15 protein-coding genes are annotated in these 23547 nt (G+C 63.8%); 13 read left to right on the top strand and 2 right to left on the bottom strand.

The annotated features are described in order from the left end of the window. The first annotated feature begins 176 nt into the window (after positions 1-176). The 9 genes from BM317_RS05335 to BM317_RS05295 all read left to right on the top strand — a co-directional run bounded on the left by BM317_RS05335 (position 177) and on the right by BM317_RS05295 (position 10954). On the top strand, positions 177-674 hold the full coding sequence (locus tag BM317_RS05335; protein ID WP_046063980.1) for an Hcp family type VI secretion system effector: 498 nt from the start codon (positions 177-179) through the stop codon (positions 672-674). 13 nt (positions 675-687) lie between these two features. Next, positions 688-1131: a type VI secretion system baseplate subunit TssE gene (tssE, locus tag BM317_RS05330; RefSeq protein ID WP_092165319.1), complete on the top strand. Its 444-nt coding sequence runs from the start codon at positions 688-690 to the stop codon at positions 1129-1131. Then, positions 1115-2905, top strand: a complete 1791-nt coding sequence (gene tssF / locus BM317_RS05325; RefSeq protein ID WP_092473364.1) for a type VI secretion system baseplate subunit TssF — start codon at positions 1115-1117, stop codon at positions 2903-2905. The genes tssE and tssF overlap by 17 nt, the downstream gene beginning before the upstream one ends. Continuing rightward, positions 2869-3894 (top strand): type VI secretion system baseplate subunit TssG, encoded by a 1026-nt coding sequence (gene tssG, locus BM317_RS05320; RefSeq protein WP_092165315.1) that lies wholly within the window; start codon positions 2869-2871, stop codon positions 3892-3894. Before tssF ends, tssG begins: the two co-directional genes overlap by 37 nt. Before the next feature lies 1 nt (position 3895). Then, entirely contained in the window at positions 3896-6439 is a 2544-nt protein-coding gene (gene tssH, locus BM317_RS05315; RefSeq protein ID WP_092473362.1) for a type VI secretion system ATPase TssH, read from the top strand. 14 nt (positions 6440-6453) lie between these two features. Beyond that, on the top strand, positions 6454-7122 hold the full coding sequence (locus BM317_RS05310) for an endonuclease/exonuclease/phosphatase family protein (RefSeq protein ID WP_092165311.1): 669 nt from the start codon (positions 6454-6456) through the stop codon (positions 7120-7122). Between the two features lie 43 nt (positions 7123-7165). Further along, a complete protein-coding gene (gene tssI / locus BM317_RS05305) occupies positions 7166-9175 on the top strand; it encodes a type VI secretion system Vgr family protein (RefSeq protein ID WP_092165309.1) in 2010 nt (669 codons plus the stop codon). Between the two features lie 13 nt (positions 9176-9188). Beyond that, positions 9189-9725: a toxin-antitoxin system YwqK family antitoxin gene (locus BM317_RS05300; protein WP_092473360.1), complete on the top strand. Its 537-nt coding sequence runs from the start codon at positions 9189-9191 to the stop codon at positions 9723-9725. A 275-nt stretch (positions 9726-10000) separates the two neighbouring features. Next, positions 10001-10954, top strand: coding sequence for an MBL fold metallo-hydrolase (locus BM317_RS05295; protein ID WP_092165305.1), 954 nt, complete (start codon positions 10001-10003; stop codon positions 10952-10954). Positions 10955-11027: 73 nt separating this feature from the next. Here BM317_RS05295 and BM317_RS05290 read toward each other — a convergent pair whose 3' ends face one another. Both BM317_RS05290 and BM317_RS05285 read right to left on the bottom strand, forming a co-directional pair. Beyond that, positions 11028-12449 (bottom strand): diaminobutyrate--2-oxoglutarate transaminase, encoded by a 1422-nt coding sequence (locus BM317_RS05290; RefSeq protein ID WP_092165303.1) that lies wholly within the window; start codon positions 12447-12449, stop codon positions 11028-11030. A gap of 106 nt (positions 12450-12555) precedes the next feature. After that, positions 12556-14619 carry a TonB-dependent receptor gene (locus tag BM317_RS05285; RefSeq protein ID WP_092165301.1) on the bottom strand — a complete coding sequence of 688 codons (2064 nt, stop codon included), beginning with the start codon at positions 14617-14619 and terminating at the stop codon, positions 12556-12558. Between the two features lie 247 nt (positions 14620-14866). Between BM317_RS05285 and BM317_RS05280 the strand changes: the two genes are divergently transcribed. From BM317_RS05280 to BM317_RS05265, 4 genes are all read left to right on the top strand, one after another. Next, positions 14867-15844: a TauD/TfdA family dioxygenase gene (locus tag BM317_RS05280; protein WP_092165299.1), complete on the top strand. Its 978-nt coding sequence runs from the start codon at positions 14867-14869 to the stop codon at positions 15842-15844. 7 nt (positions 15845-15851) lie between these two features. Next, the gene (locus BM317_RS05275; RefSeq protein ID WP_092473358.1) at positions 15852-19280 is read left to right on the top strand and encodes a condensation domain-containing protein; all 3429 of its coding nucleotides are present in this window, start codon (positions 15852-15854) and stop codon (positions 19278-19280) included. Positions 19281-19297: 17 nt separating this feature from the next. Further along, positions 19298-20344: a TauD/TfdA family dioxygenase gene (locus BM317_RS05270; RefSeq protein WP_092473356.1), complete on the top strand. Its 1047-nt coding sequence runs from the start codon at positions 19298-19300 to the stop codon at positions 20342-20344. Positions 20345-20455: 111 nt separating this feature from the next. Then, a complete protein-coding gene (locus BM317_RS05265; protein WP_092473380.1) occupies positions 20456-23518 on the top strand; it encodes a non-ribosomal peptide synthetase in 3063 nt (1020 codons plus the stop codon). Positions 23519-23547 lie beyond the last annotated feature (29 nt).

Below are 23547 nucleotides of genomic sequence, written 5' to 3'. Positions count from 1 at the left end.
TGGGGCGCGAAGCGGCCCTAAATACCGGCCACTCGGTGTATCCGGCAGATTAAGCTGACTGCTCAAGGGGCTGCTGCGCAGCCCAGCGGGGATAAATCCCCTCGCCACAGGGGTTCGACATTCGTTTATAGGGGTATTGGGTACCACCTACTTGTCTTCTTCAGGAGTTCCACACAATGGATGCAATCATTCTCGACCTCGGCGGCGACATCAAGGGCGACAGCCTGCTGGAGGGGTTCACGGACAAGATCGAGGTCATGTCCTACAGCCATAACGTGGCCATGCAGGTCACCAACGACGTCAGCAACTCGGAGCGCACCTCCGGCCGGCCCCACATCGGCGAATTCACCCTGACCAAATTCGTCGACAGTTCCACCCCCACCCTCAATGAATATTGCTGCGCCGGCAAGCCAATCCCGCAAGCCGTCATCACCATCGGCCGCAACGCCGCCGAGGGCAGCGGAAAACTCATGCCCTTCATCATCTACACCCTGACCAACGTCGTGCTGTCCAACGTCAGTGTCAGCGGCGGCACCGGCGGCAAACCGGTGGAAACCCTGTCGCTGAACTTCACCAAGATCAAATGGGAACTCACCGCACAGAAAGACGACGGCACCAAGGAAGGCACGGCGGGCACGACCTGGGACCTGGCCGCCAACAAAATGACCAAGTAAGGCCGCCGCGCCCATGGCTGGCTTCGGGCTGCGCCCACCCCTGTTCGAACGCCTGGCCAGCCCGGCGGACGACACCGGGCGGGCGTTCGACCGACAGGCGTTGCAAGACTCGGTGCATGCCGAACTGTCGCGCCTGTTCAATACCCGACGCGGTCCGCGGGCGCTGACCGAACCACCGAGCATCCTCGACTATGGCATCGCCGACTGGACCGCGCTGCAACAGCAGCGCAGCGATGACCGGCGCCAACTGACCCGGGAAATCCGCCAGGCCATCACCCACTTCGAACCTCGCCTGCGTCTGGGCGAGGTCCAGGTCTGCCCGGTGCCAGGCCATCCGCAGCAACTGTGCATTCGGCTGTCGGGCGAGCTGCGCGGCGACCTGCACGCATGGCCCGTGGCCTTTGTCATCGAGCCCGCCGGCGACGGCCTGGAGGTACGCCATGAGCGACTCGATTGACCCGCAACTGCTGGACTATTACCAACGCGAGCTGACCTGGTTGCGTCACGCCGGGAGCCTGTTCGCCGAGCGTTATCCCAAGGTCGCCCGGCGCCTGGAGCTGTCCCCCGGCGAATGCCCCGACCCCCACGTCGAGCGCCTGCTGGAAGGGTTCGCCCTGCTGGCCGCGCGTTTGCAACGGCGGCTGGACGACGATTACGCCGAATTCAGCGATGCCCTGCTCGAACAACTTTATCCGTTGGCCATGCGGCCCTTGCCATCGTGCGCCATCGTGCAGTTCGAGCCCGACCCGAGCAAAGGCAACTTGAACGAGGGCTACCCGCTGCCCCGCGACACACCGCTGTTCGTCACCACCGACACAGGCCAGAGCATTCATTTTCGCACCACGGCCGCCGTGCATCTGTGGCCAGTCCACGTCAGCGAAGCGCTGCTGTTGGGCAGCGATGAAACCCAGGCACTGACCGGGGTGGTCCAGGCCCGCTCGGCCTTGCGCCTGGAATTGCGATGCCTGGGGGAAAGCCAGTGGTCGACGCTGGGGATCGACTCGCTGCGGGTGCACCTGGCGGCGTCACCGATGATCAACGCCGGGCTGTACGATTTGCTGGGTGCCCACGCCATCAAGGTCCTGGCCGGCGCGCCGGGCAGCGTACCCGAACCGTTGGCCGGCTTGCCGCAGATCGTCGGCTTCGCCAGCGACCAGGTCTTGTTGCCGGACGAGGACGGCGTGCACCCTGGCATGCGCCTGCTGGCCGAGTACTTTGCCTTCCCGGATAAATTCGGTTTCTTCGACCTGCCCCTGGCCGGCGCCACCAGCGACAGCCAGGCCTTGTACCTGTACATCGTGTTCGACCGTGCACCCGGCAGTCGCCTGCCGCTCCAGGCCAGCGACATCGCCCTGGGGTGCACGCCGGTAATCAACCTGTTCCCCCGCACGTCCGAGCCGCTGCGCCCGGATGGCACCCGCAGCGAGTACCGGCTGGTGGCCGACAGTCACCGGGAAAACAGCGTCGAGATCCACAGCATCCGGGGCATGCGCGCCATCTCCGGCCAAGGCGTGCGCAAAGTGCCGGCCTACTACGGCAGCCAGCATGGCAGTGACCAAATCTGCTACTGGCATGCGCGCCGGGTCAGCGGCATGAGCCCGAACCGGCTGGGCACCGACTTGATGGTCAGCCTGGTGGACACCCGGTTCGACCCGCTGGCCGACACCCGCGACTACAGCCTCACCGCCGAACTGCTGTGCACCAACCGCCACCTGGCCCAAAGTCTGCCGGCCGGTACGCCGCTGGGTTTCGAGCGCCCGGGACCGGTGGCCTGGGCACGCCTGCGCAACCCACCCAGCCCGCAAAGCCTGCCGCGCCTGGACGGTGAATCGCGCTGGCGGCTGGTGTCGCAATTGACCCTCAACCATCTGTCACTGGTCGAAGGTCCCCAGGCATTGGACGCACTGCGTGAAATTCTCGAATTGCACAACCTGCGGGACGAAGCCAGCGCCCACCGCCAGATCGAAGGGGTCGCCGGACTGGGTTGCGAGCGCGTCATCGCCCATGTCGGCGAAGACGCCTGGCGCGGCTGGCGCAACGGCCTGGAGGTGCGCCTGCACCTGGATCCGCAACACTTTGTCGGCAGCAGCGCCGTGCTCTTTTCCGGCGTGCTGGCGCAGTTCTTTTCCCTTTACGCCACCGCCAATCGCTTCGTGCGCACTGTGCTGGTCCAGTCCGACAAGGAGGTGAAGACATGGCAACCCCAAGCCGGCAAACCCCTGGTGCTCTGAACCTGAGCGAGCGACTGCGACGCGACCCGCAACGCTTCGAATGGCTCCAGGCCTTGCTGTTGCTCGAACGCGAACACCCCCAGGCCGCCCCACTGGGCAGCGGCACCGCGCCGCACGCCGAAGCCTTGCGCCTGCGCGGGCCCTTGACGCCGCTGTTCGCCGCCAGTGAAGTCGAGAGCCTGGACCACGAGCCCGGTCTGCCGCCCACCTTGACCACCCCGATCTTCGGCCTCGGAGGCCCGGACGGCCCGCTGCCCTACGCCTATCAGGAATGGCTGCAACAGCGAGCGCGGGCGAAGGATCACGCCCCGGCGGAATTCCTCGACCTGTTCCAGCATCGCCTGCTCAGCCTGCTGTACAAGGTGATGCGCAAACATCGCATCGCCCTCGGTTTCACCGCCCCAGGCGCGTCCGCCGTACACGCACAACTGCGAGCGTTGACCGGCCTGCTGCCCAAGGCCTTGCAGGAGCGCCAGGCCGCCCCCGACTCGGCGGTCCTGGCCTGCACCGCGCTGTACGCCGATGGCCGGCGTTCCCTGGACGGGTTCGCGGCGATTGTTCGCGAGCAGTTCGGCTTGCCCGTGGAACTGAGTGCCTACGAAGGTGGCTGGCGTGAAATCCCGCCCGCCAGTCGCAGCCGCCTGCAACCGGGCGGGCGCAACCTGCGCCTGGGCCGCAGCGCGGTGGCCGGCACCCGGGTCTGGGACGAACACGCCGGCGTGCGCCTGACTCTCGGCCCGCTGAGCACGGCCCAGGCCAGCGGATTGCTGCCCACCGGCGAGACCCATCCGCTGCTCGCCAGCCTTTACGCCCTGTACTTCGGCCCTGACCTGGACTGCACCCTGGTGCTGCTGGTCCGCGGTGCCGGCCCGCTGCAACTGGGTCGCCAGGCAGCGCCACGGCTGAACTGGAACGGTGGTCTGCAACGCCAGCCAAGCCTGGCCGTGCAACGGATCGAAACCCGCCTTCGCCAGCCGGAGATTGCCTGAAATGGAACTGGCCAGCCTGATCGGACGCCTCAACCCGGACAACCGCCGCGCCCTGGAACGGGCCGCGCAACGCTGCATGCAGCGCAGCCATCACTACGTGGAAATCGAACACCTGCTGTTGGAGTTGCTCGACATCGAGGGCGGTGACTTCGCCTGCCTGCTGCCGCGTTTCGGCCTGGAACGTGACGCGGTGGCCGCGGAAACCAACAAGGCCCTGGACCTGTTCAAATCCGGCAGCACCCGCACGCCCGCCCTGTCGGCGCACACCATCGGCCTGCTGGAAGATGCCGTGGTCCAGGCCAGCGTGCTGGGCCTGGACAGCATCCGCTCCGGGCTGTTGCTGCTGGCACTGCTGGACCGTGATGAACGCCGCAGCCTGCTGCTCAACAGCGCCTCGTCGTTGCTGCGCATTCCCCGCGACGCCCTGCGCGCCCAGCTATTGGAATGGACCGAAAGCTCCCGTGAGCATGTCGCTGGCGTGCGCCCGGCCAAGCCCGGCGAGGCGCCACAGAAACAGGACCCGGTGCTGGACCAGTACACCCAGGACCTGACCGCCGACGCCCGGAACGGTCGCATCGACCCCATCGTCGGCCGCGACGGCGAAATCCGCCAGTGCATCGACATCCTGCTCAGGCGCCGACAGAACAACCCGATCCTGGTGGGCGCGCCGGGTGTCGGCAAGACCGCCGTGGTGGAAGGCCTGGCCCTGCGGATCGCTGCCGGGGATGTGCCGCCATCGCTGCAGGAAGTCACCCTGCGCGTCCTCGACCTGGGCCTGTTACAGGCCGGCGCCGGGGTCAAGGGCGAATTCGAACAACGCCTCAAGGGCGTGATCGATGCGGTCCGCAGCGCCGAAAAACCGATCATCCTGTTCATTGACGAAGCCCACACGCTGATCGGCGCCGGCGGTGCGGAAGGCGGCAACGATGCGGCCAATCTGCTCAAGCCGGCCCTGGCCCGGGGCGAACTGCGCACCCTGGCCGCCACCACCTGGCTGGAATACAAAAAATATTTCGAGAAAGACCCGGCCCTGGCCCGCCGCTTCCAGTTGGTGCAGGTCGAAGAACCGGACGAACTCACCGCCGTGGAAATGCTCCGCGGCGTGGCGAGCAAACTGGAACAGCACCACGGCGTGCAAGTGTTGGACGCCGCCATCCACGAAGCGGTGAAACTGTCCCACCGCTACATCTCCGGGCGGCAGTTGCCGGACAAAGCCATCAGCGTGCTCGACACCGCCTGCGCCCGGGTCGCCCTCGGCCAACACGACGTGCCGCCGCCACTGGAAAGCCTGCGCCACCGGCAGAACAGCCTCAAGGATGAAGTCGAACGCCTGCGCCGCGAACAGGCCACCGGCCTGGATCACCGCGAGCGCATCACCCTGCTGGAGGGCGAATCGACCAGCAATGTGCAAGCCATCCGTGAGCTGGAAACCCGCTGGGGCGAAGAGCGCGAAGCCGTACGCGAACTGCTCGACACCCGGCGCGAACTGCTCGCCCTGAGCGAACGGGCCGACAGTGAAAAAGCCGACACCGAGATCGATAACCGCATCGACCACCTGGCCGCCGAACTGCTGCGCCTGGAAGCCGGCCTCGATGCCATTCGCCAGGACGATCCGCTGGTGCCCGAACAGGTGGACAGCAAGACCGTCGCCGCGGTGATCGCTGGCTGGACCGGCATTCCGGTGGGCAAGATGCTCGCCGACGAGGCCCACGCCGTGCGCACCCTCGGCCAGCGCATGGGCCAGCGGGTCATGGGCCAGGGCACGGCATTGAACACCATCGCCCAGCGCCTGCAAGCCTACCGCGCCGGCCTCACCGACCCACAGAAACCAGTCGGCGTGTTCCTGCTGGTGGGCCCCACCGGCGTGGGCAAGACCGAAACCGCCTACGCCTTGGCCGATGCCTTGTACGGCGGTGAACGCAACCTGATCAGCATCAACCTCTCGGAGTACCAGGAAGCCCACACCGTCAGCCAACTCAAAGGCGCCCCGCCCGGCTACGTCGGCTACGGCAGCGGCGGCGTGCTTACTGAAGCGGTGCGGCGCAAACCCTATTCCGTGGTGTTGCTGGATGAAATCGAAAAGGCCCACCCGGACGTGCTCGAAGCCTTTTACAACGTCTTCGACAAAGGCCTGATGGAAGACGGCACCGGCCTGGTGGTGGACTTCAAGAACACCGTGATGCTCGCCACCAGCAACGTCGGCGCCGAACTGCTGCTGGACACGCCGGCGGCGCAACTGGGCACCGACGCCTTCAACGAGGCCTTGCACAAGGTGCTGCTGCAAGCGTTCCGTCCGGCGTTCCTGGCACGCATGACGGTGGTGGCGTACCGGCCGCTGGATGAAGCAACGCTGGAAGGGATCGTGCTGGCGAAGCTGGAAAAATTGCGCGGGCGCTACAAGGCCGCGACAGGCAAACAGTTCGAATTCGATGCCGGGATCGTCAAGGCCGTGTTGGCCAAATGCTGCGCGGCGGGGGCACGGGATGTCGAAAACGTGTTGATGACACAGGTGACAGGGAAATTGGCGGAGTGGGTGCTGGAGTAAGGAGCACAGGGATCATGAGAATCGGTAGCTTCAACGTTGAAAAAAACGGCAAGTCTTCCACCCTGGAAAAGCAAACCCAGGTGGACATCTTTCTCTACAACTGTTGCTCCAGTAGCTATTGGGATGCGGACATCGTATTTTTGTGTGAGATACATTCGGCCCAAATCGAAAACTACCGCTCGAACCTGGCTGCCATCTACAAGAACTACAGTGTTTATGCCTTTACTGGCGGCTACTCGAACGCCTACATCGTCATGGTCAAAAGCTTTGAGCGATTGCAAGTGATCAGCCAGGGCAGCCTGTTTACCCTGAACAGGGATTTGATTGCGGTGGAAGCCAACGGCGTGAAGGGTTATACGGGCTACGTGTTCCTCGCACACTTCAAGTCCGGCCAGAATGGCGTGACCAAGAGCCAGCTCAAGTCCTGTACGTCCCTGGGCGGTAAATGGGTCGCAACAGGTGACCTGAACCTGGATTATCAAAAAGTAGGGCAACTCGATACGGCGGGGCTTGCCTATGAGTGTTGGAACGGCCAGCAGACCCAGAGCAAGGGCGGCATTCTCGACTGGGTACTGGCATCGGTGGACGTAAGGGTCGTGCCGGTTGACATCACTGGCCTCGCCCAGGTGTTCGATATGTCCGGTCCCGATCACCGCCCCATCCTTTTCGATGTGACAAGTTGAACGACAACGGTCGTCGTTTTCCACGCCCTGCCGAGGACGCTTGATGCCCCGCTCCACTGACAGCAACACCACCCTCTCCCTCACCGCCAGTTCGCTGTCGGCGCTGTACCCCGAATCGCTGTCCGGCGAAGAACGCCTCAATGCCTTGGGCTCGCACACTCTCAACGGCATCAACGACGGCGCCTCGCTGGACCTCACCACGGCCGTCGCCAGCCACGTGACCACCACGCTGCACAAGGACGCCTTGCTGCGCCCGCTGGATGGGCTGGTGGCCGAGATTCGCCAACTGCCGGCCGATGCCACCGCCGAGCGTTATCAGCTTTTGCTCCGGCCCTGGCTCTGGTGGTTGAGCCTGGCCAGCAACAACCGAGTGTTCCAGAACCTCGCCACCTCGGACATCGTCACCACGATTTTCAAGGCCCACGGTTTCACCGACTTCCAGCTCAAGCTCAGCGGCAGCTACACACCCCGCGAGTACTGCGTGCAATACGGCGAAACCGACCTGGCCTTCGTCTCGCGGCTGCTGGAGGAAGACGGGATTTTCTGGTTCTTCAGCCATGAAGACGGTAAGCACACCTTAGTACTGGCCGACAGCAATGACGCCTTCGTGCCCATCCCCAATGGGCCGACGGTGAATTATCTCGGACAGAAAATGGGTGAGCGAGAACTGCACGGTATCCGCTCAGGGCAGGTATGTCTGCAGGCGGTGGCCGGGGTTTACCAGGCCACCGATTATGAATTCACCACGCCGACCACATCGCTCTTCAGCCAGGCAGAAGCCGTGGCCGGGCCGAGTTCGATGTATGAACATCCGGGCGGCTATACCGCCAAGGCCCAGGGCGATGCACTGACCAAACAGCGGGCGGACGGCCTGCGCAGCCAGGAGAAACGTTTTGTCGGCGAAAGTGACTGCCGCTGGCTGGTGCCGGGGTATTGGTTCACCCTCGCCGGCCATGAGGACACGGCGCTGAATATCGACTGGGTCGTGACCTCGGTCAGCCACGAAGCCAGCCATGAAAGCTACCGCAATCGCTTCGAAGCGATCCCCAAGGCCACGGCCTATCGACCAGCCCGCGTCACGGCAAAACCGCGTATGCACACCCAGTCGGCCGTGGTGGTGGGCAAGGCCGGCGAAGAGATCTGGACCGATGAATACGGCCGGATCAAGTTGCAGTTCCCCTGGGACCGTACCGGCAAGAACGACGAGACTTCCTCCTGCTGGGTGCGCGTGGTCCTGCCCTGGAGCGGCAAAGGCTTTGGCATGCAGTTCGTGCCGCGCATCGGCCAGGAAGTCATCGTGACCTTCATCGACGGCGACCCGGATCGTCCCTTGGTCACCGGTTGCGTCTATAACGGCGACAACGCCCTGCCCTACCCGCTGCCGGCGAACCAGACCCAATCCGGAATCAAGACCAACTCATCCAAGGGCGGTGGCGGGTTCAACGAGTTGCGCTTCGAAGACAAGAAGGACGCCGAAGAAGTATTTCTCCAGGCGCAAAAGGACTTCAACATCAACGTGCTCAATGACACCACCGCCACCGTCGGCCACGACGAAACCCTCACGGTGCAGAACGCCCGCACCCGCACGGTGAAGGACGGCGACGAAACCGTCACCCTGGAGAAAGGCAAGCGCAGCGTGACCATCCAGACCGGCAGCGACAGCCTCGATGTGAAGGACACCCGCACCGTCACCGTGGGCTCGGACCAGACCCACAGCACCGGCGGCAACTATGAGCACAAGGTCACCGGCAATTACAGCCTGACGGTGGACGGCAACCTGACCATCAAGGTCAGCGGCACCCTGACCCTGCAAAGCGGCGGCAGCTTCGCCATCAAGAGCGGCGCGGACCTGGCGGCTCAGGCCAGCACGTCCATCAGCCAGAAAGCCGGCACGGCCCTGAGCAACCAGGCCGGGACGTCATTGGAAAACAAGGCTGGCACCACCCTGACCAACGACGCCGGCATCAGCCTGGTGAACAAGGCGGCCGCCGAACAGACGGTGGACGGCGGCGGCATGCTGACCATCAAGGGTGGCCTGGTGAAGGTCAACTGACGGGAGCACGGCGATGACCACGAAAAGACTGGACCTGGAACGCGGCGACAGCCGGCTGGACGGGCAACTGGTCGATGGCCGGCTCGACGGTCCGCTGCACATCGAGGAAGCCCAACGCCCGCAAGCGAAACTCAACTACAGCCAAGGTGAACTGCAGGGCACCAGCACCCTGTATCACCCCAATGGCAAGGTCTCGGCGGTCCTGCCGTTCGTAAAGGGAAAATTGCAGGGCGTGGCGAGCTTTTACGCGGCCGAAGGCGGCTTACAACGTCAGGCCACGTACCACCGCGGGTTGCTGCACGGTGAGGCCAACAACTACTTCCCCAACGGGCAACTGGCCGAAGCCGAGGTCTATCGCGACGGCGTGCGCGACGGCCGCTACCGCCGCCTGCACCCCAACGGCAGCCCGGCGGTCGAAGCTCGCTACCTCAACGGCCAACTGCTGGAACCGGCCCAAGCCTACGCCGAAGACGGCCGCCCACTGGACGCCGAGGGCAAACCGATCTCCCGGCTGCACTGGTGGTTCAAGCGCTGGAATGACCCTGCTTAAACATGCCCCCTGACTTTCCTGTGGGAGCGGGCTTGCTCGCGATGGCGGTGGGTCAGTCGCATCAATGGCGCATGTACCGTCGTCTCCCCGGCTCACTGAATGCCCATACCTTTTGCTGGGGTCCATCACGCTAAAGCGCCTGTACAACATACCCACGTATGGTATCGAACGCGGTCCGGCGCGATGCAGACTCATTCTCCAGCGACAGCCACTTTCTCATACCGAGAAAGGCGGCTTTCGCCAAAGCCCTTGAGCCAAGCCTTCGGAGAACGACCATGACCACACATTTGAACGCCCCTGCAGCAAAGGATGGAATGCATCCGGATTCAAACATGAGCTTGCACGCTGCCTCGTACGAGGAGTTGGTCCCTTCGCGTTATGCGCTGAAAATTGGCGAGATCGACGTACTGGTGGTCAGCGATGGGGTGTTGCCCCTGCCGACCGCAACGATGTCCACCAATGCCGACCCAGCCGCTCGCGCGGCCTGGTTCAAGGACATGTTCCTGGGCCCGGACGCCTTCGATTGGGCGCTGAACGTGCTGGTGATACGGAGCGGAGAGCAGACCATACTGGTCGATGCCGGGCTCGGCGGCCAGTTTCCCGGTTTCCCGCGGGCCGGGCAGTTTCCCAAGCGCCTTGCCGCCGCCGGTATCGATCTGGCGTCGGTGACCGACGTGGTGATTACCCACATGCACATGGACCACATTGGTGGGCTGCTGGTTGATGAGGTGAAGAGCCGGTTGCGTCCAGACCTGCGGATCCACGTGGCCGCTAGCGAGGTAGCGTTCTGGGCGGCACCGGATTTCTCCCTCACCTCCATGCCCTCACCGGTACCGGACGTACTGCACGCCACCGCCGAGCAATTCATGCGCGAGTACCACGACAAGCTGCGCACCTTCGAGCAAGCCTACGAGGTCGCCCCGGGCGTGCTGGTCAAGCGCACCGGCGGCCATACGCCAGGGCACAGCGTGGTCCACGTGACCTGCGGCGAGGAGCGCTTGACATTCGCCGGCGATGCGTTGTTCCCGGTCGCTTTCGACCACCCCGACTGGCACAACGGCTTTGAGCATGACCCTGAAGAATCGGTCCGCGTTCGGGTCCGCCTGATGCAAGAAGCGGCGGCGTCCGGTGAGCTGCTGGTCGCCACTCACCTGCCGTTCCCCTCCGTTGGCCGGGTGGCGGTCGACGGTGATGCCTTTCGTTGGGTAGCAGCCTATTGGGACTACTGAGTGCGCGTTGGACCGGGGCCAGCGTCCAAGCCGGACGCCGACCCTGACCCTGACCCTGACCCTGACCCTATGATCAGCGTGCGGGACGCTCGTTGATCGTGCTCGCGGCCTGGAACAGGATTTTCCCGACAAAATCGATTTCCTGCTCGGTGATGATCAACGGCGGCAGGAAGCGGACGGTCGCGCCGTGGCGGCCGCCCAGTTCAACGATCAATCCGTGCTTCAGGCACGCCTGTTGGAAAGCCTTGGCCCGGGCCGTGTCCACCGGCGGATGCCCCTGTACATCGGGAGTGCCCTGCGGGTCGACGATTTCCATGCCGAGCATCAGGCCACGCCCACGCACATCACCGATCCAGTCGAACTCGTTTTGCAGTGCCTGCAATTGTTTGTGCAGGTGAGCCCCTACCGTTTCGGCGTGCTGGACCAAGCCTTGATCGCGGATGAAGCGCAAGGTCGCGGTGCCCGCCGCCATCGCCAACTGATTGCCGCGGAACGTGCCGGCGTGGGCACCCGGCTGCCAGACGTCCAGCGACTCGTGGTAAACCATCACCGACAGCGGCAACCCGCCGCCAATGGCTTTGGACAGGGTGATGACATCCGGGGTGATGCCCGACTGCTCGAAGCCGAACATCCGCCCGCTGCGGGCAATGCCACACTGGATCTCGTCGACGATCAGCGGAATACCGTGGGCCTGGGTCAACCGGCGCAATTCCTGCAGCCAACGGTCCGGCGCGGCAATCACCCCTCCCTCGCCCTGGATTGGCTCCAGGATCATCGCCGCGGGTGCGGTCACCCCACTTTCCGGGTCGTTGAGCAAGTGTTCGAGGTAGCGCACGTTCAAGGTGACCGCCTGATCACCGGCCACCCCGAACGGGCAACGATAATCGTGGGGGAACGGCAGGCGCTGTACCCCGGGCATCAAGGCACCGAGGGCATTTTTCGGCGACAGATTGCCACTGATGGCCAGCGTGCCCAGGGTCATTCCGTGGTAGGCCCCTTCGAACGCCAGGACCGAGTGGCGCCCGGTGGCGGTACGGGTCAGCTTGAGCGCGGCCTCGACCGCATCGGCCCCACTCGGGCCGCAGAACTGGATGCGTGCGTGACGAGCGAACTCGCTGGGCAGGCAAGCGAAAATTTCCTGGACGAATGCGTCCTTCACAGGTGTCATGAGGTCCAGGGTATGCATCGGCACACCGGCCGCCATGACCTGGGTGATGGCTTCGATGATCACCGGATGATTGTGTCCCAGCGCCAGGGTTCCGGCACCGGCCAGGCAATCGACGAACACCTGTCCCCGGCTGTCCTGCACATAAATGCCATGGGCCCTTTCAAGCACCAGGGGAATGCGTCGCGGGTAACTGCGGGCGTTGGATTCCTGCTGTTGCTGACGCTCCAGCAGCGGCGTCGAATCGAGGCAGTAAGGGCTCGACAGACCGGTGTGCAACAGGCGTAGCTGTTGCGCGCCACCTGCTGTGACATTCGAAAAAGCACTCATGATTTCCTCCATGGAGGCTGGGTTTGGAAGGGAACGAACAGCCTGGAAACAAACATCCGAAACGTTGGAGCAGGCGCGGGGAGATTGCCTCCCCGCGCCCTTGGGTTTACATGTCGTAACGCAGAATCATCCCCACCGTACGCGGTGCGCCGACGTCGATGATGTCGTCGTTGCGGTTGTTGGTGACGTATTCCTTGTCGAACGCATTCTTCACGTAAGCGGAAACCGCGACGTTCTTGGTGACTTTGTACTCGGTGTTGAAGTTCACCAGCACATAGGCGTCGCTCTTACGCTCACCAGTGACTTTGCCGTTCGCGTCGAACTCGTACTCCGACGGCGCGGTGCTCTGATAGACAATATCCGTGCCGAATATCAGGCGATCGTCAAAGCGATAGACACCACCCACCGAGGCCTTGTATTTAGGCGAGTAGAGGAAAGACTCGCCGCTCCTGTCCTGACCATTGTCAGCGACGAAGTCCTTGTATTTGCTATCGGTAATGGCGCCCCCGACGTTCAAGGTCAGTTGTTCGGTGATGTCTTTTTCGACGAAGACTTCCAGGCCTTTGATCTCACTGCGACCAGCGTTGTAGATATCAATGACGTTGCTACCAGGCTGCCGCACGCTGACCTGCTGATCTTTCCAGTCGGTGTAGTACAGGTTGGCGCGGGTACGCAGGGTCTTGTCGAAGAACGAACCGCGATAGGACAGCTCGTAGTTGGTGGTGTATTCCGGGTCGTAGGCCTGGTGACCGCTACCGGAACGCAGGTTGACACCGCCACCGCGATAGCCCTTCTGCACCGTGAAACCGAGGTACTGGTCCGCTGCCAGTTCGTAGTCGATGCCGAGTTTCGGCAGCACGGCATCAAACGACTTTTTAATTTTCTCTGGGACGAAGCGGCCATCCGCTTCGATGTCGGTATCGTTCGTCTCGTGGTCGTAACGCAGGCCGGTGATCAAGGTCCAGCGCGGGGCGAACGTCCAGTTGACTTCACCGAACACCGCCTTGTTTTCAATCTTGGTATCACCTTTGACGGTACGAACCAGCACGTCATCGAACAACAACCGGTCGTGGAAGTTGTTGGTGTTGTGGCCATAGTAGGCACCGACGAAACTCTTCACGGTGTCCGAGTCGTAATTCAGACGCAGCTCCTGACTGAACAGATTGCCGTCCTGCTTACGCAGAACGACCTCGTTGTCCACAGCATTCTGGTCAAAGTCCAGACGGTTGCTGTAGTCCGTACTGGTATTGGCGGTCATGCTCGTCAGCGACCATGCATCATTCAGGCGGTAATCCACCTTGGCACTGAGGGTGTCTTGCTTGAGGTTGTCGAAGGCCTCGGTATTGGACCCGATGTCGTAATAGCTCGGCTTACCATCAGCGCCTCGCATCGTCGAACGGTCACCCTGGCGATGTTCGTTATGGGCATAAGTCAGCAACACGTCAGTGTCGTCATTGGGCAGGATCAGCAATTTACCGCGGGCGTTGCTGGTGCGATGCGGGTTGGCGTCTTTATCGAGCGTGGTGTTGCGGATGTAGCCGTCACCGTCGGAATAATCCACGGCGATACGCCCGGCGATCTTGTCATCCACGATGGCGCCGCCGCCCGCCACGGCCGCACCGTGCTCACCGTAGTTGCCCACGCTGGTCTGCGCCGAGAAGCTCGGTTCGAAGGTTGGGTTCTTGGTTCGGATAACCACCGCGCCAGCCAGGGAGTTACGGCCCTGGGTGGTGGATTGCGGACCAAGGAAAACCTCGACCTGCTCGGCATCCCAGAGCGGGACCGGGCTGAGGGTCAGTGCGCGGTTGGGCTGCACGGCTCCGTCGACATACACCGATACCGCACCGTTGAGAGCCGCCGGGCCCTGGTCGTCGAAACCGGACACCGGCACGCCACGGATCCCCCAGTTCTCATTGCCGGCCTGGCTATAGACGCCGGGCGTGCGGGCAAACACATCCACCAGGTCCTTGTCGCCGTGCTCACGCAGATTCTTGTCGGTGACGACCACGACGCTGGACTGGGTCTTTTCGAGGGTACGGTCGATCTTTTCACCGGTCACGGTGATTGGAGCGATCTCCATCTTGCCGGCTTCTTCAGCCGCCCAAGCGCCGTTGCTCAAGCCTATGGCCGACCCTACAGCCAACGCAATTGTGTTCTTTTTGAAATTCACGCCCCGCTCCCCTGCGACAGATATTTTTGGTTTTTTGAGCTGGCTGAAGGCTGTTTGGCGCCAGCGGAGCGGAGTCTAATCCAAAAAAAAAATTAAATAAATAGTATTGATAATCCATCTCATTTGTACCTAGTATGTCGTCTTGTATTGAATTGAATACATTACAGACGAGTCCTACACAACCGACCGCTGCCCTGCTTTCAAGGTCTTGTGACTGGTCGAAGAAGCTATAAGAGGATGCACAAGGATGACCTCAATCGAACACCTGAACGGGCGTTCCGAGCTGTTTTCAATGGCGCCCACGGATGCAAGCGCCCAATCGCTGCCCGTGCTGGTGCAGGGGGCAGCGGGACAGTCGATCCATGACCTGGACGCCTCGATTCGCGACGACCTGGCCCAGGTCCTGGCCACGGTAGGCGGCGTATTGTTCCGCGGTTTCACCGTCGCCACCCCCATCGATTTCAAGCGCTTCGCGGCCAGCTTCGGCGCGCCGCTAGCCAGCTACGAATTCGGCTCGACGCCGCGCAGCAAAGTCTTCGCCGGGGTCTACAGTTCCACCGAGTACCCGGCCCATCAGTTCATTCCATTGCACAACGAACAGGCCTACACCCGCCCCTGGCCTTCGCGCATCTGGTTCCACTGCATCAAGGCCAGTGAAACCGGCGGCGAGACCCCGATTGCCGACAGCCGCCTGATCTACCAGCGCATGCCTGCCGAGATCCGCGAGCTGTTCGCCAGCCGCGAGCTGCTTTATGTGCGCAACTACAGTGGCGCCCTGGACCTGCCCTGGGAAAAAGTCTTCAACACCCAGGACCGCGCCCAGGTCGAACGCTACTGCCAGGACAACGACATCGAGTGGGAATGGAAAGCCGACGGCGACCTGCGCACCCGCCAGCGTTGCGCCGCCGTGCAGCAGCATCCCGAGACCGGTGAGTGGGTCTGGTTCAACCAGGCGCACCTGTTCCATGTCTCGGCCATCGAATCGAACGTACGCGCCAGCCTGTTGGCGGCGGTGGGTGAAGAAAACCTGCCGCGCCATGTCTATTTCGGCGACGGTTCGCCGATCGCCGACGACATGCTCGACACCGTGCGCGAGGTCTATCGCGAGACTGCCATCAGTTTCCCCTGGCAGCCCGGCGATATCCTGATGCTCGACAACCGACTGGTGGCACACGGTCGCAATCCTTTTACCGGTGACCGCAAAGTCATCGTGGCCATGGCGTGAACTGCACATGTTTTCATTCGAACACTGGATCGACGTGCTGGAAGCCAACGCCCAGCACTTCCCTCAGCGTGCCGCCCTGCACTTTCTGCCGGACGGCGTAGAGATTGGCGAAACCCTGACCTTTGCCCAACTGCACGAGCAATCCCGCTCCCTGGCGGCCGCGTTGCAAGCGCGGTATGCGCCGGGTGATCGGGTGCTGTTGATGCTGCCCAGCAGCCTCGACTACGCCCGCGCCTTCTGCGCCTGCCTGTATGCGGGCCTGATTGCGGTGCCGTTGTTTCCGCCACCGTCGCGTAAACCACGCCACCTCGACCGCGTGCGCAACGTGGTGGTGGATGCCGAGCCGGCACTGATTCTCGCCCCGGCGGATTATTGCGAAGGCTTGCTGGAACTGGTGGAGAGCCGGGTCGATGTGCTGACTGTCCAGGACCTGGGCACACCACCGGCCAGCCAATGGCAACGCCCGGCCATCGACGCTTCGACCGTGGCCTTCCTGCAATACACCTCGGGGTCTACCGGCTCGCCGAAAGGCGTCGAGGTACGTCAGCGCAATCTGATCGCCAACGTCGAACTGATGCGCCAGGCCTACGCTTTCGACGAACACGGCGCCATGGTCAACTGGCTGCCGCTGTACCACGACATGGGCCTGATCGGCGGTATGCTGGCCCCGCTCTACAGCGGCATGCCGTGCTACCTGATGGCTTCCCAGACCTTCGTCAATGCGCCGTCGACCTGGTTGCAAGCGTTGAGTCGCTATCGCGCCACCGCCAGTTTCGCCCCCAACTTCGCTTATGCCCTGTGCAACCGCGTGGTCAGCGATAACCTCATCGCGCAGCTCGACCTGAGCGCCTGGAAGCACGCGATCAACGGCGCCGAACCGATCCACCCTGGCACTCTCGAAGCGTTCGCCCAGCGCTTTGCCGCCTGTGGCCTCGACCCATTGGCCATCAGCCCCGGTTATGGCCAGGCCGAAGCGACCCTGTGTGTCAGCGCCACGCCGGCCGACGCGCTGCCGGTGGTGCTGCGCCTGGACAAGGCCGTGCTGGAGACTGGCCGCGTGGCGCTGGCGGCGGCCGATGCCGCCGCCGTGGAGTTCGTCGCCTGTGGTTATCCGCAAGCCCTGCACAGCATTGCCATCGTCGACCCGCAAACCTTCGAACAATGCGCCGCCGATCGCATTGGCGAAGTCTGGCTCAAGGGCCCGAGCAACGCCGAATCCTATTGGAAGAATCCCCAAGCCACGCGCGAAGCCTTTGAAGCCCGGATTGTCGGTTCATCGGAGCATTACCTGCGTTCCGGCGACCTGGGATTCATGCACGAAGGCCAAGTCGTGATCTGCGGACGGCTCAAGGACCTGTTGATTCTCAATGGGCGCAACCTCTACCCCCACGACATCGAATTCGCCATTACCGACGCCGAGCCGGGCATCCGCACCGGGCGCATCGCCGCCTTCTCGGAAATGGACCCGGCACTGGGCCGCGAGAAGCTGGTGATTGTCGCCGAGCCGCAACGCAAGTTCGTCGACCCGGCGCATCACCCGGCGCTGTTCGCGTCAATGCAAAACGCCGTGCGCGAAGCCGCCGACTGTGGCATCGACCAGATCGTGCTGGTGCAAGCCGGCACCATCCCGATGACCACCAGCGGCAAGATCGCCCGTCAAGGCGCACGCAAGCAGCTCGCTGCGGGCACGTTGAGCGTCATCGCCCAGAGCGGTGCAGTGCAGGCCTCGAACAGTGCGGCCCTCGACCTTGCCCAGCTCAAGCGCCTGGCGACCGAAACGCCGCAACAGGCCCAAGCCGCCTGTCGCCAATGGCTGGAACAGACGCTGCACGCGGTCAACCCGTACTTTTGCGCCGACTTCGACCTCAGCCTGATCGGCCAGGGCCTGGACTCCATCGGCGTGGCCGACTTCGCCGCGCGCCTGCACAAGGACCTGGGCTGGAACCTCGATACCCAAGATCTGTTCGGGGAAACCACCCTCGGCCAATGGGCGCTGGCCCTGCAAGACCTCCTGAATCAGCCGGTGCCGACGGCCGAGGCTTCGACCGAACAGACCAACCTCAGCCAGGGGCATCAATCGTTCGCCCAGCGTCGCCTGTGGTTCCTGCGCCAGCTGAACCCGGACGACACCCGCCACAACCTGGTGCTGCACCTGCGCCTGCAAGGTCCGCTGGACATCGAGACGCTGGCCCTGCGGTTGAACACGCTGGTCGAGCGACATGGCGTGCTGCGCACGGTGTACCGCGACGGTGTCGATGGCCCGCAACAACACGTGTTGCCGGCCACGGCGGTAGCGCTGGTCCATCACGATGTGCGTGAGCAGAATGAAGCGCAGCAACAGCAGACACTGAGCCAGCGCCTGGCCCACGAACACGCCACCCCCGTCGATTTGCAAGCCGGCCCGCTGCTGCGGGCGCAGTTACTCAGCCGACATGAGCAACAGCATGACCTGCTGCTGACCCTGCACCACATCGCCTTCGACGGACGCTCGGCGCAACTATTGCTGGCGGAACTGGCAGGGGCAGCGGACGCCGTGCTCCCGGGGCAATACCTCGATTTCGCCCAATGGGAAGCCCGGCACTGGAACCAACAGCGGATCGCCAGCGAGCAGGCCTTCTGGCGCGGCCACTTGGCCGGCATGCCCCAAACCTTGGAACTGGGTGGCAGCGGCCAGGCCCCAGGCGAACACAACCTGGACTTCACCGTGCCCCAGGCCAGCTGCGAGCGGTTGGCAGCGCTGGCCCGCGAGCAAGGCATGACCTTGTTCATGCTATTGCTGGCCAGTTATCAATTGGTGCTCAAGCAACTGGGCGGCCAGCAGCAGTTCCTGCTGGGCACCGACGTCAGCGGCCGGCCATTGGCCGAGCACAACGACGTCATCGGCTTCTTCGTCAACCAGTTGACCCTGCGCTGTGACCTGCGTGGCGAGCCAACCCTGGCCGGTTTCCTTGAGCGGGTTCGCGATGAAGCGCGCCTGGCCTACGCCCATCAAGGCCTGCCTTTCGATCTGGTGGTCTCGGCCCTCGCGCCGCAGCGCCGTCCCGGTCACTCGCCGCTGTTCCAGGTCAAGCTCAACTACCAACCGTCACGGGTGACCCCGACCGCCATCGCCGGTGCGCAATTGGCCGCGCTGGACGTGGCCCAGGCACCGGGGGATTTCCACCTGGTACTCGACCTCGTGCACGGCAGCGAAGGCCTTGCCGCGACCCTCAAGTATCGCGGCGACTACTTCGACCAGAGCCGTGCCTTGCGCCTGCAACACCTGTGGACGTGCCTGCTGGAACAACTCCACACCCTGCTGGACGAGCCGTTGCCGGCACTGGCCGAGCGCATCGACAGTTGGGACCAGGCCTTTGCCCGTGAGCGACAACAGTCCCAGGCGCTGGCCGGTCGCAGCCAGATGATGCAAGCCAAACGTCGCTCCTTGTCCCTTTAACCGAGTCGGATGCCGTTATGTCTATCGTGCCCCCATCGCCACGCGCCCTCGGCGCCGTGCGTCGCAAAGCCATGAACGTCTCGGAACAACAGCTGGTGACCGAGCGCCTGCTCAGCCCGGACCACGCCCTGCCCCTGGTGATCGAGCCAGCGGTCAGTGGCGTCGACCTGATCGCCTGGGCCGCCCGGGAACGCGAGTCGTTGGAAAAGAAATTGCTGCAGTACGGCGCCCTGCTGTTTCGTGGCTTCAACGTCGCCTCCGTCGAGCAGTTCGATCAGGTGATCGCCGCCCTTTCCCCCGGAGCGCTGGAGTACATGTTCCGTGCCTCGCCCCGGACACGGGTCGGCGGCAACATCTACACCTCGACCGACTACCCGGCCGACCAGATGATTTTCCCCCACAACGAACACTCCTACTCACCGCGCTTCCCGCTGCGGCTGTTCTTCTACTGCCAACTGCCGTCCGAGACCGGCGGTGAAACACCGATCGGCTCGACCCGCGCCGTGAAGGCCAGGATCAGCCCGCAGATCGAAGCGCGGTTCCGGGAAAAAGGCGTGCTGTACGTTCGCAACTACGGCGACGGTTTCGGCCTGCCGTGGCAGACCGTGTTCCAGTCCGAAGACCGTGGCGAAGTGGAAGCCTACTGCGCCAGCGTCGGCATCGAAGTGGAATGGAAAGACCACAATCGCCTGCGCACCCGCCAACGGGGGCCGGCCGTGGTGCGCCACCCGCGCACCGGCGAAGAGGTCTGGTTCAACCACGCCACGTTCTTCCACATCAGCACCCTGCCTGGGCGAATCCGCGATTCGCTGCAAAGCAACTTCAACGACCTCGACCTGCCCACCAACACCTTTTACGGCGATGGCGAACCCATCGAGCCCCAGGTCCTGGAGTCACTGCGCGCGGCCTACCTCGACTCACTGGTGCGGTTCAGTTGGCAACAGGGGGACGTGTTGTTCATCGACAACATGCTCGCTGTGCACGGTCGCGAACCCTTTACCGGCAAGCGCGCCATCATGACCGGCATGGCTGAAGCCCTGCTGTCGAGCGACGTTGCCGTCTGACATTCAACGGGTCCACCCGCCGTTCGCAGGAGGCTTGCCTGACCCATGTCCAGCAAGCCCCAGCGTCTGTGCGGCGATCCAGGCTCAAGCCCTTTTCCAGTCGAGATGAACATGAGCGGACTTCAAGGTTTTCGTATTTCGCCGCAACAGGCATCGGTTTACCCCCACATCAACGGCGCGGCGGAGCACCCGTTCAGTTGCCATTTGCAATGGTCGCTGTCGCAATCGCTGGACGTCGATGCCCTGAACAAACACCTGCAGGCGCTGGTGGCCGACAGTGAAATCCTGCGCACGCGCCTGATGCCCGTGCCCGGCCTGCGCCACCCGGTGCAGGTGATCGACGAAACCGCTCCGCTGGCGGTGAAGCTCCAGGACCTGCGTCAACACAACCACGCCGACCAGGACGCCACGCTGGCCCAACTCGCCGGCCAGCCCCGTGACTGGACGTCTCCCCTGTATGTGACCCTGGTGCGCCTGTCCGATGAACAGACGATCCTGGACCTGGCGGCGGCCAGCAGCCACTTCGACCTCGCCAGCCTGAAATGGCTGGCCGATGCACTGCTGCAAGGCAGCGCCACGGACCTGTCCGACACCTTGCAGTACGCCGACTACGCCGAATGGCGCTGGAGCCTGGTTGAAGACGCGCCGGACCATCCGGGCGTGAGCTTCTGGAAACCCTCGGGCGAAACCGAACAGGCCACCCTGCAACTGCCCCTCGAATCGGCCCTCGAAGGCGGGTTTGCGCCGACCCGATTGGACCTGGCGCTGCCGGCCGCCATCGTCCGCCATCCGGCCCTGGCCCCGGACCTGCTGCTGGCGGCATGGGCAGCGGTATTGGGACGACTGGCCGGCCAGCAACAGGTGCCGCTCACCCTGATCCATGAAAGTCGCGGCGCGGAACTGGAGAACACCCTGGGTCTGTTCGAGCAGTGCCTGCCCGTGAACATCGAACTGGATGCCCAGGCGACCCTGCTGGAGCAAAGCACACAAGTAGCCGCCACCTTGGAAAGGGCGGTCGGCTGGCAGGACTATTACACCGATACCCTCGATGCCGGATACGCCTTTGCCTGGCGCTCGGGCGATGCTCGGGAGCGTCACGCCAGTGCGGTGATGAATCCGCTGAAGGCATGCCTGAACGTCCGCCAGTTGCCCGACGGCCTGCGCGCGCAGTTGGTCTACGACCGCCATGCCCTCAGTGCCGAAGCCGCCGGCTGCCTTGCCGAGCAATGGCTGCAACTGCTGCAAGGTGCCCTGGCCGAACCGCAACGGGCCTGGGCCCAACTGCCCCTGGGCGGCACACTGCAATCGCAGTTGATCGGTACCGGCGCGAGCATGCCGTCCATCGAACCCGTGACACTGGTGGAGTTGATTGCCCGTCAGGTTCGCCAGCAACCGAACGCCATCGCCCTCAGCGACCAGGACGGTGACCTCAGCTACAGCCGCCTCGACGCCTGCGCCACGCAACTGGCCCATCGACTGGTCGCCGCCGGCATCGGTCCCGGGGTACCCGTCGGCATCCTGTTCGCCCGCAGCAACGCGGCCATTGTCGCGATGCTCGCCGTCTTGAAAGCCGGTGGCGCCTACGTGCCGGTCGACCCGACCTACCCGGCCGACCGCCGCGCCTACATGCTCGCCGACAGCGCCATTGCCCACATCGTGGTCAGCGCCGAACTGGCCGACAGCGTGCCGCCCCACCTGCAACGTTTCGTGCTGGATGACCTGTCAACGCCGGATCTCGCCGACAAGCCGGCGCTGCCTTTGCCGGACGTGAACGACCTCGCCTACCTGATCTACACCTCCGGCTCCACCGGTGCGCCGAAAGCGGTGGAAATCAGCCACGGCGCGCTGAGCTTCTCGACCCAAGTGCGCATGGCCGCCTATGAGACGCCCGTGCGCGCCTACCTGCTGCTGTCCTCGTTTGCCTTCGACAGTTCGGTCGCCGGGATTTTCTGGACCCTGGCCCAAGGCGGACGCCTGGTGTTGCCCGCCCCGGGTGAAGAACTGGAGATGGCTCGCCTGGCGCAGCTGATTGCCCAGCACCAGGTCAGCCACGGCCTGTCGCTGCCATCCCTGTACCAAGCCCTGCTCGATCAATTGCAGCGCAACGACGCAGCCGCCCACCTCGCCTGCTGGATCGTCGCCGGTGAGGCTTGCCCGCCGTCGCTGATCGCGCAACACAGCAAGGCCTTGCCACACGCCCGGTTGGTGAACGAATACGGCCCCACTGAAGCGACAGTCTGGGCCACCTATGAAGTGTTGGAGCCCAGCCGGAACGTCAGCATCGGCCGCCCCATCGCCGGCATGGACCTGCGCCTGCTGAATGAATTCGACCGCGCTTGCGGCATTGGCGAACCGGGCGAGATCGTCCTGGCCGGCCCGACCCTGGCCCGCGGCTATCGCAACAAACCCGAAGAGACCGCCAAGGCCTTCGTCACCCTGGCCGACGGCACTCGCGCCTACCGTACGGGCGACCTGGCCTGCTGGTTGGCCGACGGGCGCCTGGCGTTCCTGGGGCGCAAGGACCATCAGGTCAAGGTCCGCGGCTACCGCATCGAACTGGGCGAAATCGAACGCCAGTTGTGCAGCCACAGCGACGTGCGCGAAGCCGCGGTGATCGTCCAAGAACATGCCGCTGGCAAACGCCTGCTCGCCTACATCGTGGCCGCCCACGGCTACGCGCCGGATTCGGAGGCGATCAAGCGCTTCCTCGGTGAGCGCCTGCCGTCGTACATGGTGCCGGCCCTGGTGCTGACCCTGGCGAGCTTTCCGCGCACGCCCAACGGCAAGCTCGACACCCGCCAGTTGCCCGACCCGGACCAGTTCGACGAAAACGCCCACGTGGCGCCGCGCAACGCCATGGAAACCGCCCTGCAAGCGATCGTCGCCAAGGTCTTGAAACTCTCGGCGGTGAGTGTCACCGACAACTTCTTCGCCATCGGCGGCGACTCGATCCTGAGCCTGCAAGTGGTGGCCCAGGCCCACGAGCAAGGCATCGCGCTGTCCGCCAAGCAAGTCTTCGAACGCCAGACCATCGCGGCCATGGCCGAGGTCGCGCAACCGTTGGATCCGAGCGCCGCCGAACCGCAAACCGACAGCACCGAGTTCAGCGCCTCGGGCCTGTCCGATGACGAAATGCAAGCGCTGATGGCCGAACTGAACGAGGCCGACCTGTGAACGGCTCCTCCCGTCGCCCCGCCATCACC

The sequence above is a fragment of the Pseudomonas sp. NFACC24-1 genome, from assembly GCF_900115235.1.
Taxonomy (GTDB): Bacteria; Pseudomonadota; Gammaproteobacteria; order Pseudomonadales; family Pseudomonadaceae; genus Aquipseudomonas; species Aquipseudomonas fluorescens_AA.
This window is presented reverse-complemented; position numbering and strand designations above follow the sequence as displayed.

Coding starts and splice junctions, on each gene's coding strand:
- tssI (WP_092165309.1), top strand. CDS start 7,166: ATGCCCCGCTCCACTGACAGCAACACCACCCTCTCCCTCACCGCCAGT.
- BM317_RS05295 (WP_092165305.1), top strand. CDS start 10,001: ATGACCACACATTTGAACGCCCCTGCAGCAAAGGATGGAATGCATCCG.
- tssH (WP_092473362.1), top strand. CDS start 3,896: ATGGAACTGGCCAGCCTGATCGGACGCCTCAACCCGGACAACCGCCGC.
- tssF (WP_092473364.1), top strand. CDS start 1,115: ATGAGCGACTCGATTGACCCGCAACTGCTGGACTATTACCAACGCGAG.
- BM317_RS05265 (WP_092473380.1), top strand. CDS start 20,456: ATGAGCGGACTTCAAGGTTTTCGTATTTCGCCGCAACAGGCATCGGTT.
- BM317_RS05335 (WP_046063980.1), top strand. CDS start 177: ATGGATGCAATCATTCTCGACCTCGGCGGCGACATCAAGGGCGACAGC.
- BM317_RS05270 (WP_092473356.1), top strand. CDS start 19,298: ATGTCTATCGTGCCCCCATCGCCACGCGCCCTCGGCGCCGTGCGTCGC.
- BM317_RS05290 (WP_092165303.1), bottom strand. CDS start 12,449: ATGAGTGCTTTTTCGAATGTCACAGCAGGTGGCGCGCAACAGCTACGC.
- BM317_RS05310 (WP_092165311.1), top strand. CDS start 6,454: ATGAGAATCGGTAGCTTCAACGTTGAAAAAAACGGCAAGTCTTCCACC.
- tssG (WP_092165315.1), top strand. CDS start 2,869: ATGGCAACCCCAAGCCGGCAAACCCCTGGTGCTCTGAACCTGAGCGAG.
- BM317_RS05300 (WP_092473360.1), top strand. CDS start 9,189: ATGACCACGAAAAGACTGGACCTGGAACGCGGCGACAGCCGGCTGGAC.
- tssE (WP_092165319.1), top strand. CDS start 688: ATGGCTGGCTTCGGGCTGCGCCCACCCCTGTTCGAACGCCTGGCCAGC.
- BM317_RS05280 (WP_092165299.1), top strand. CDS start 14,867: ATGACCTCAATCGAACACCTGAACGGGCGTTCCGAGCTGTTTTCAATG.
- BM317_RS05275 (WP_092473358.1), top strand. CDS start 15,852: ATGTTTTCATTCGAACACTGGATCGACGTGCTGGAAGCCAACGCCCAG.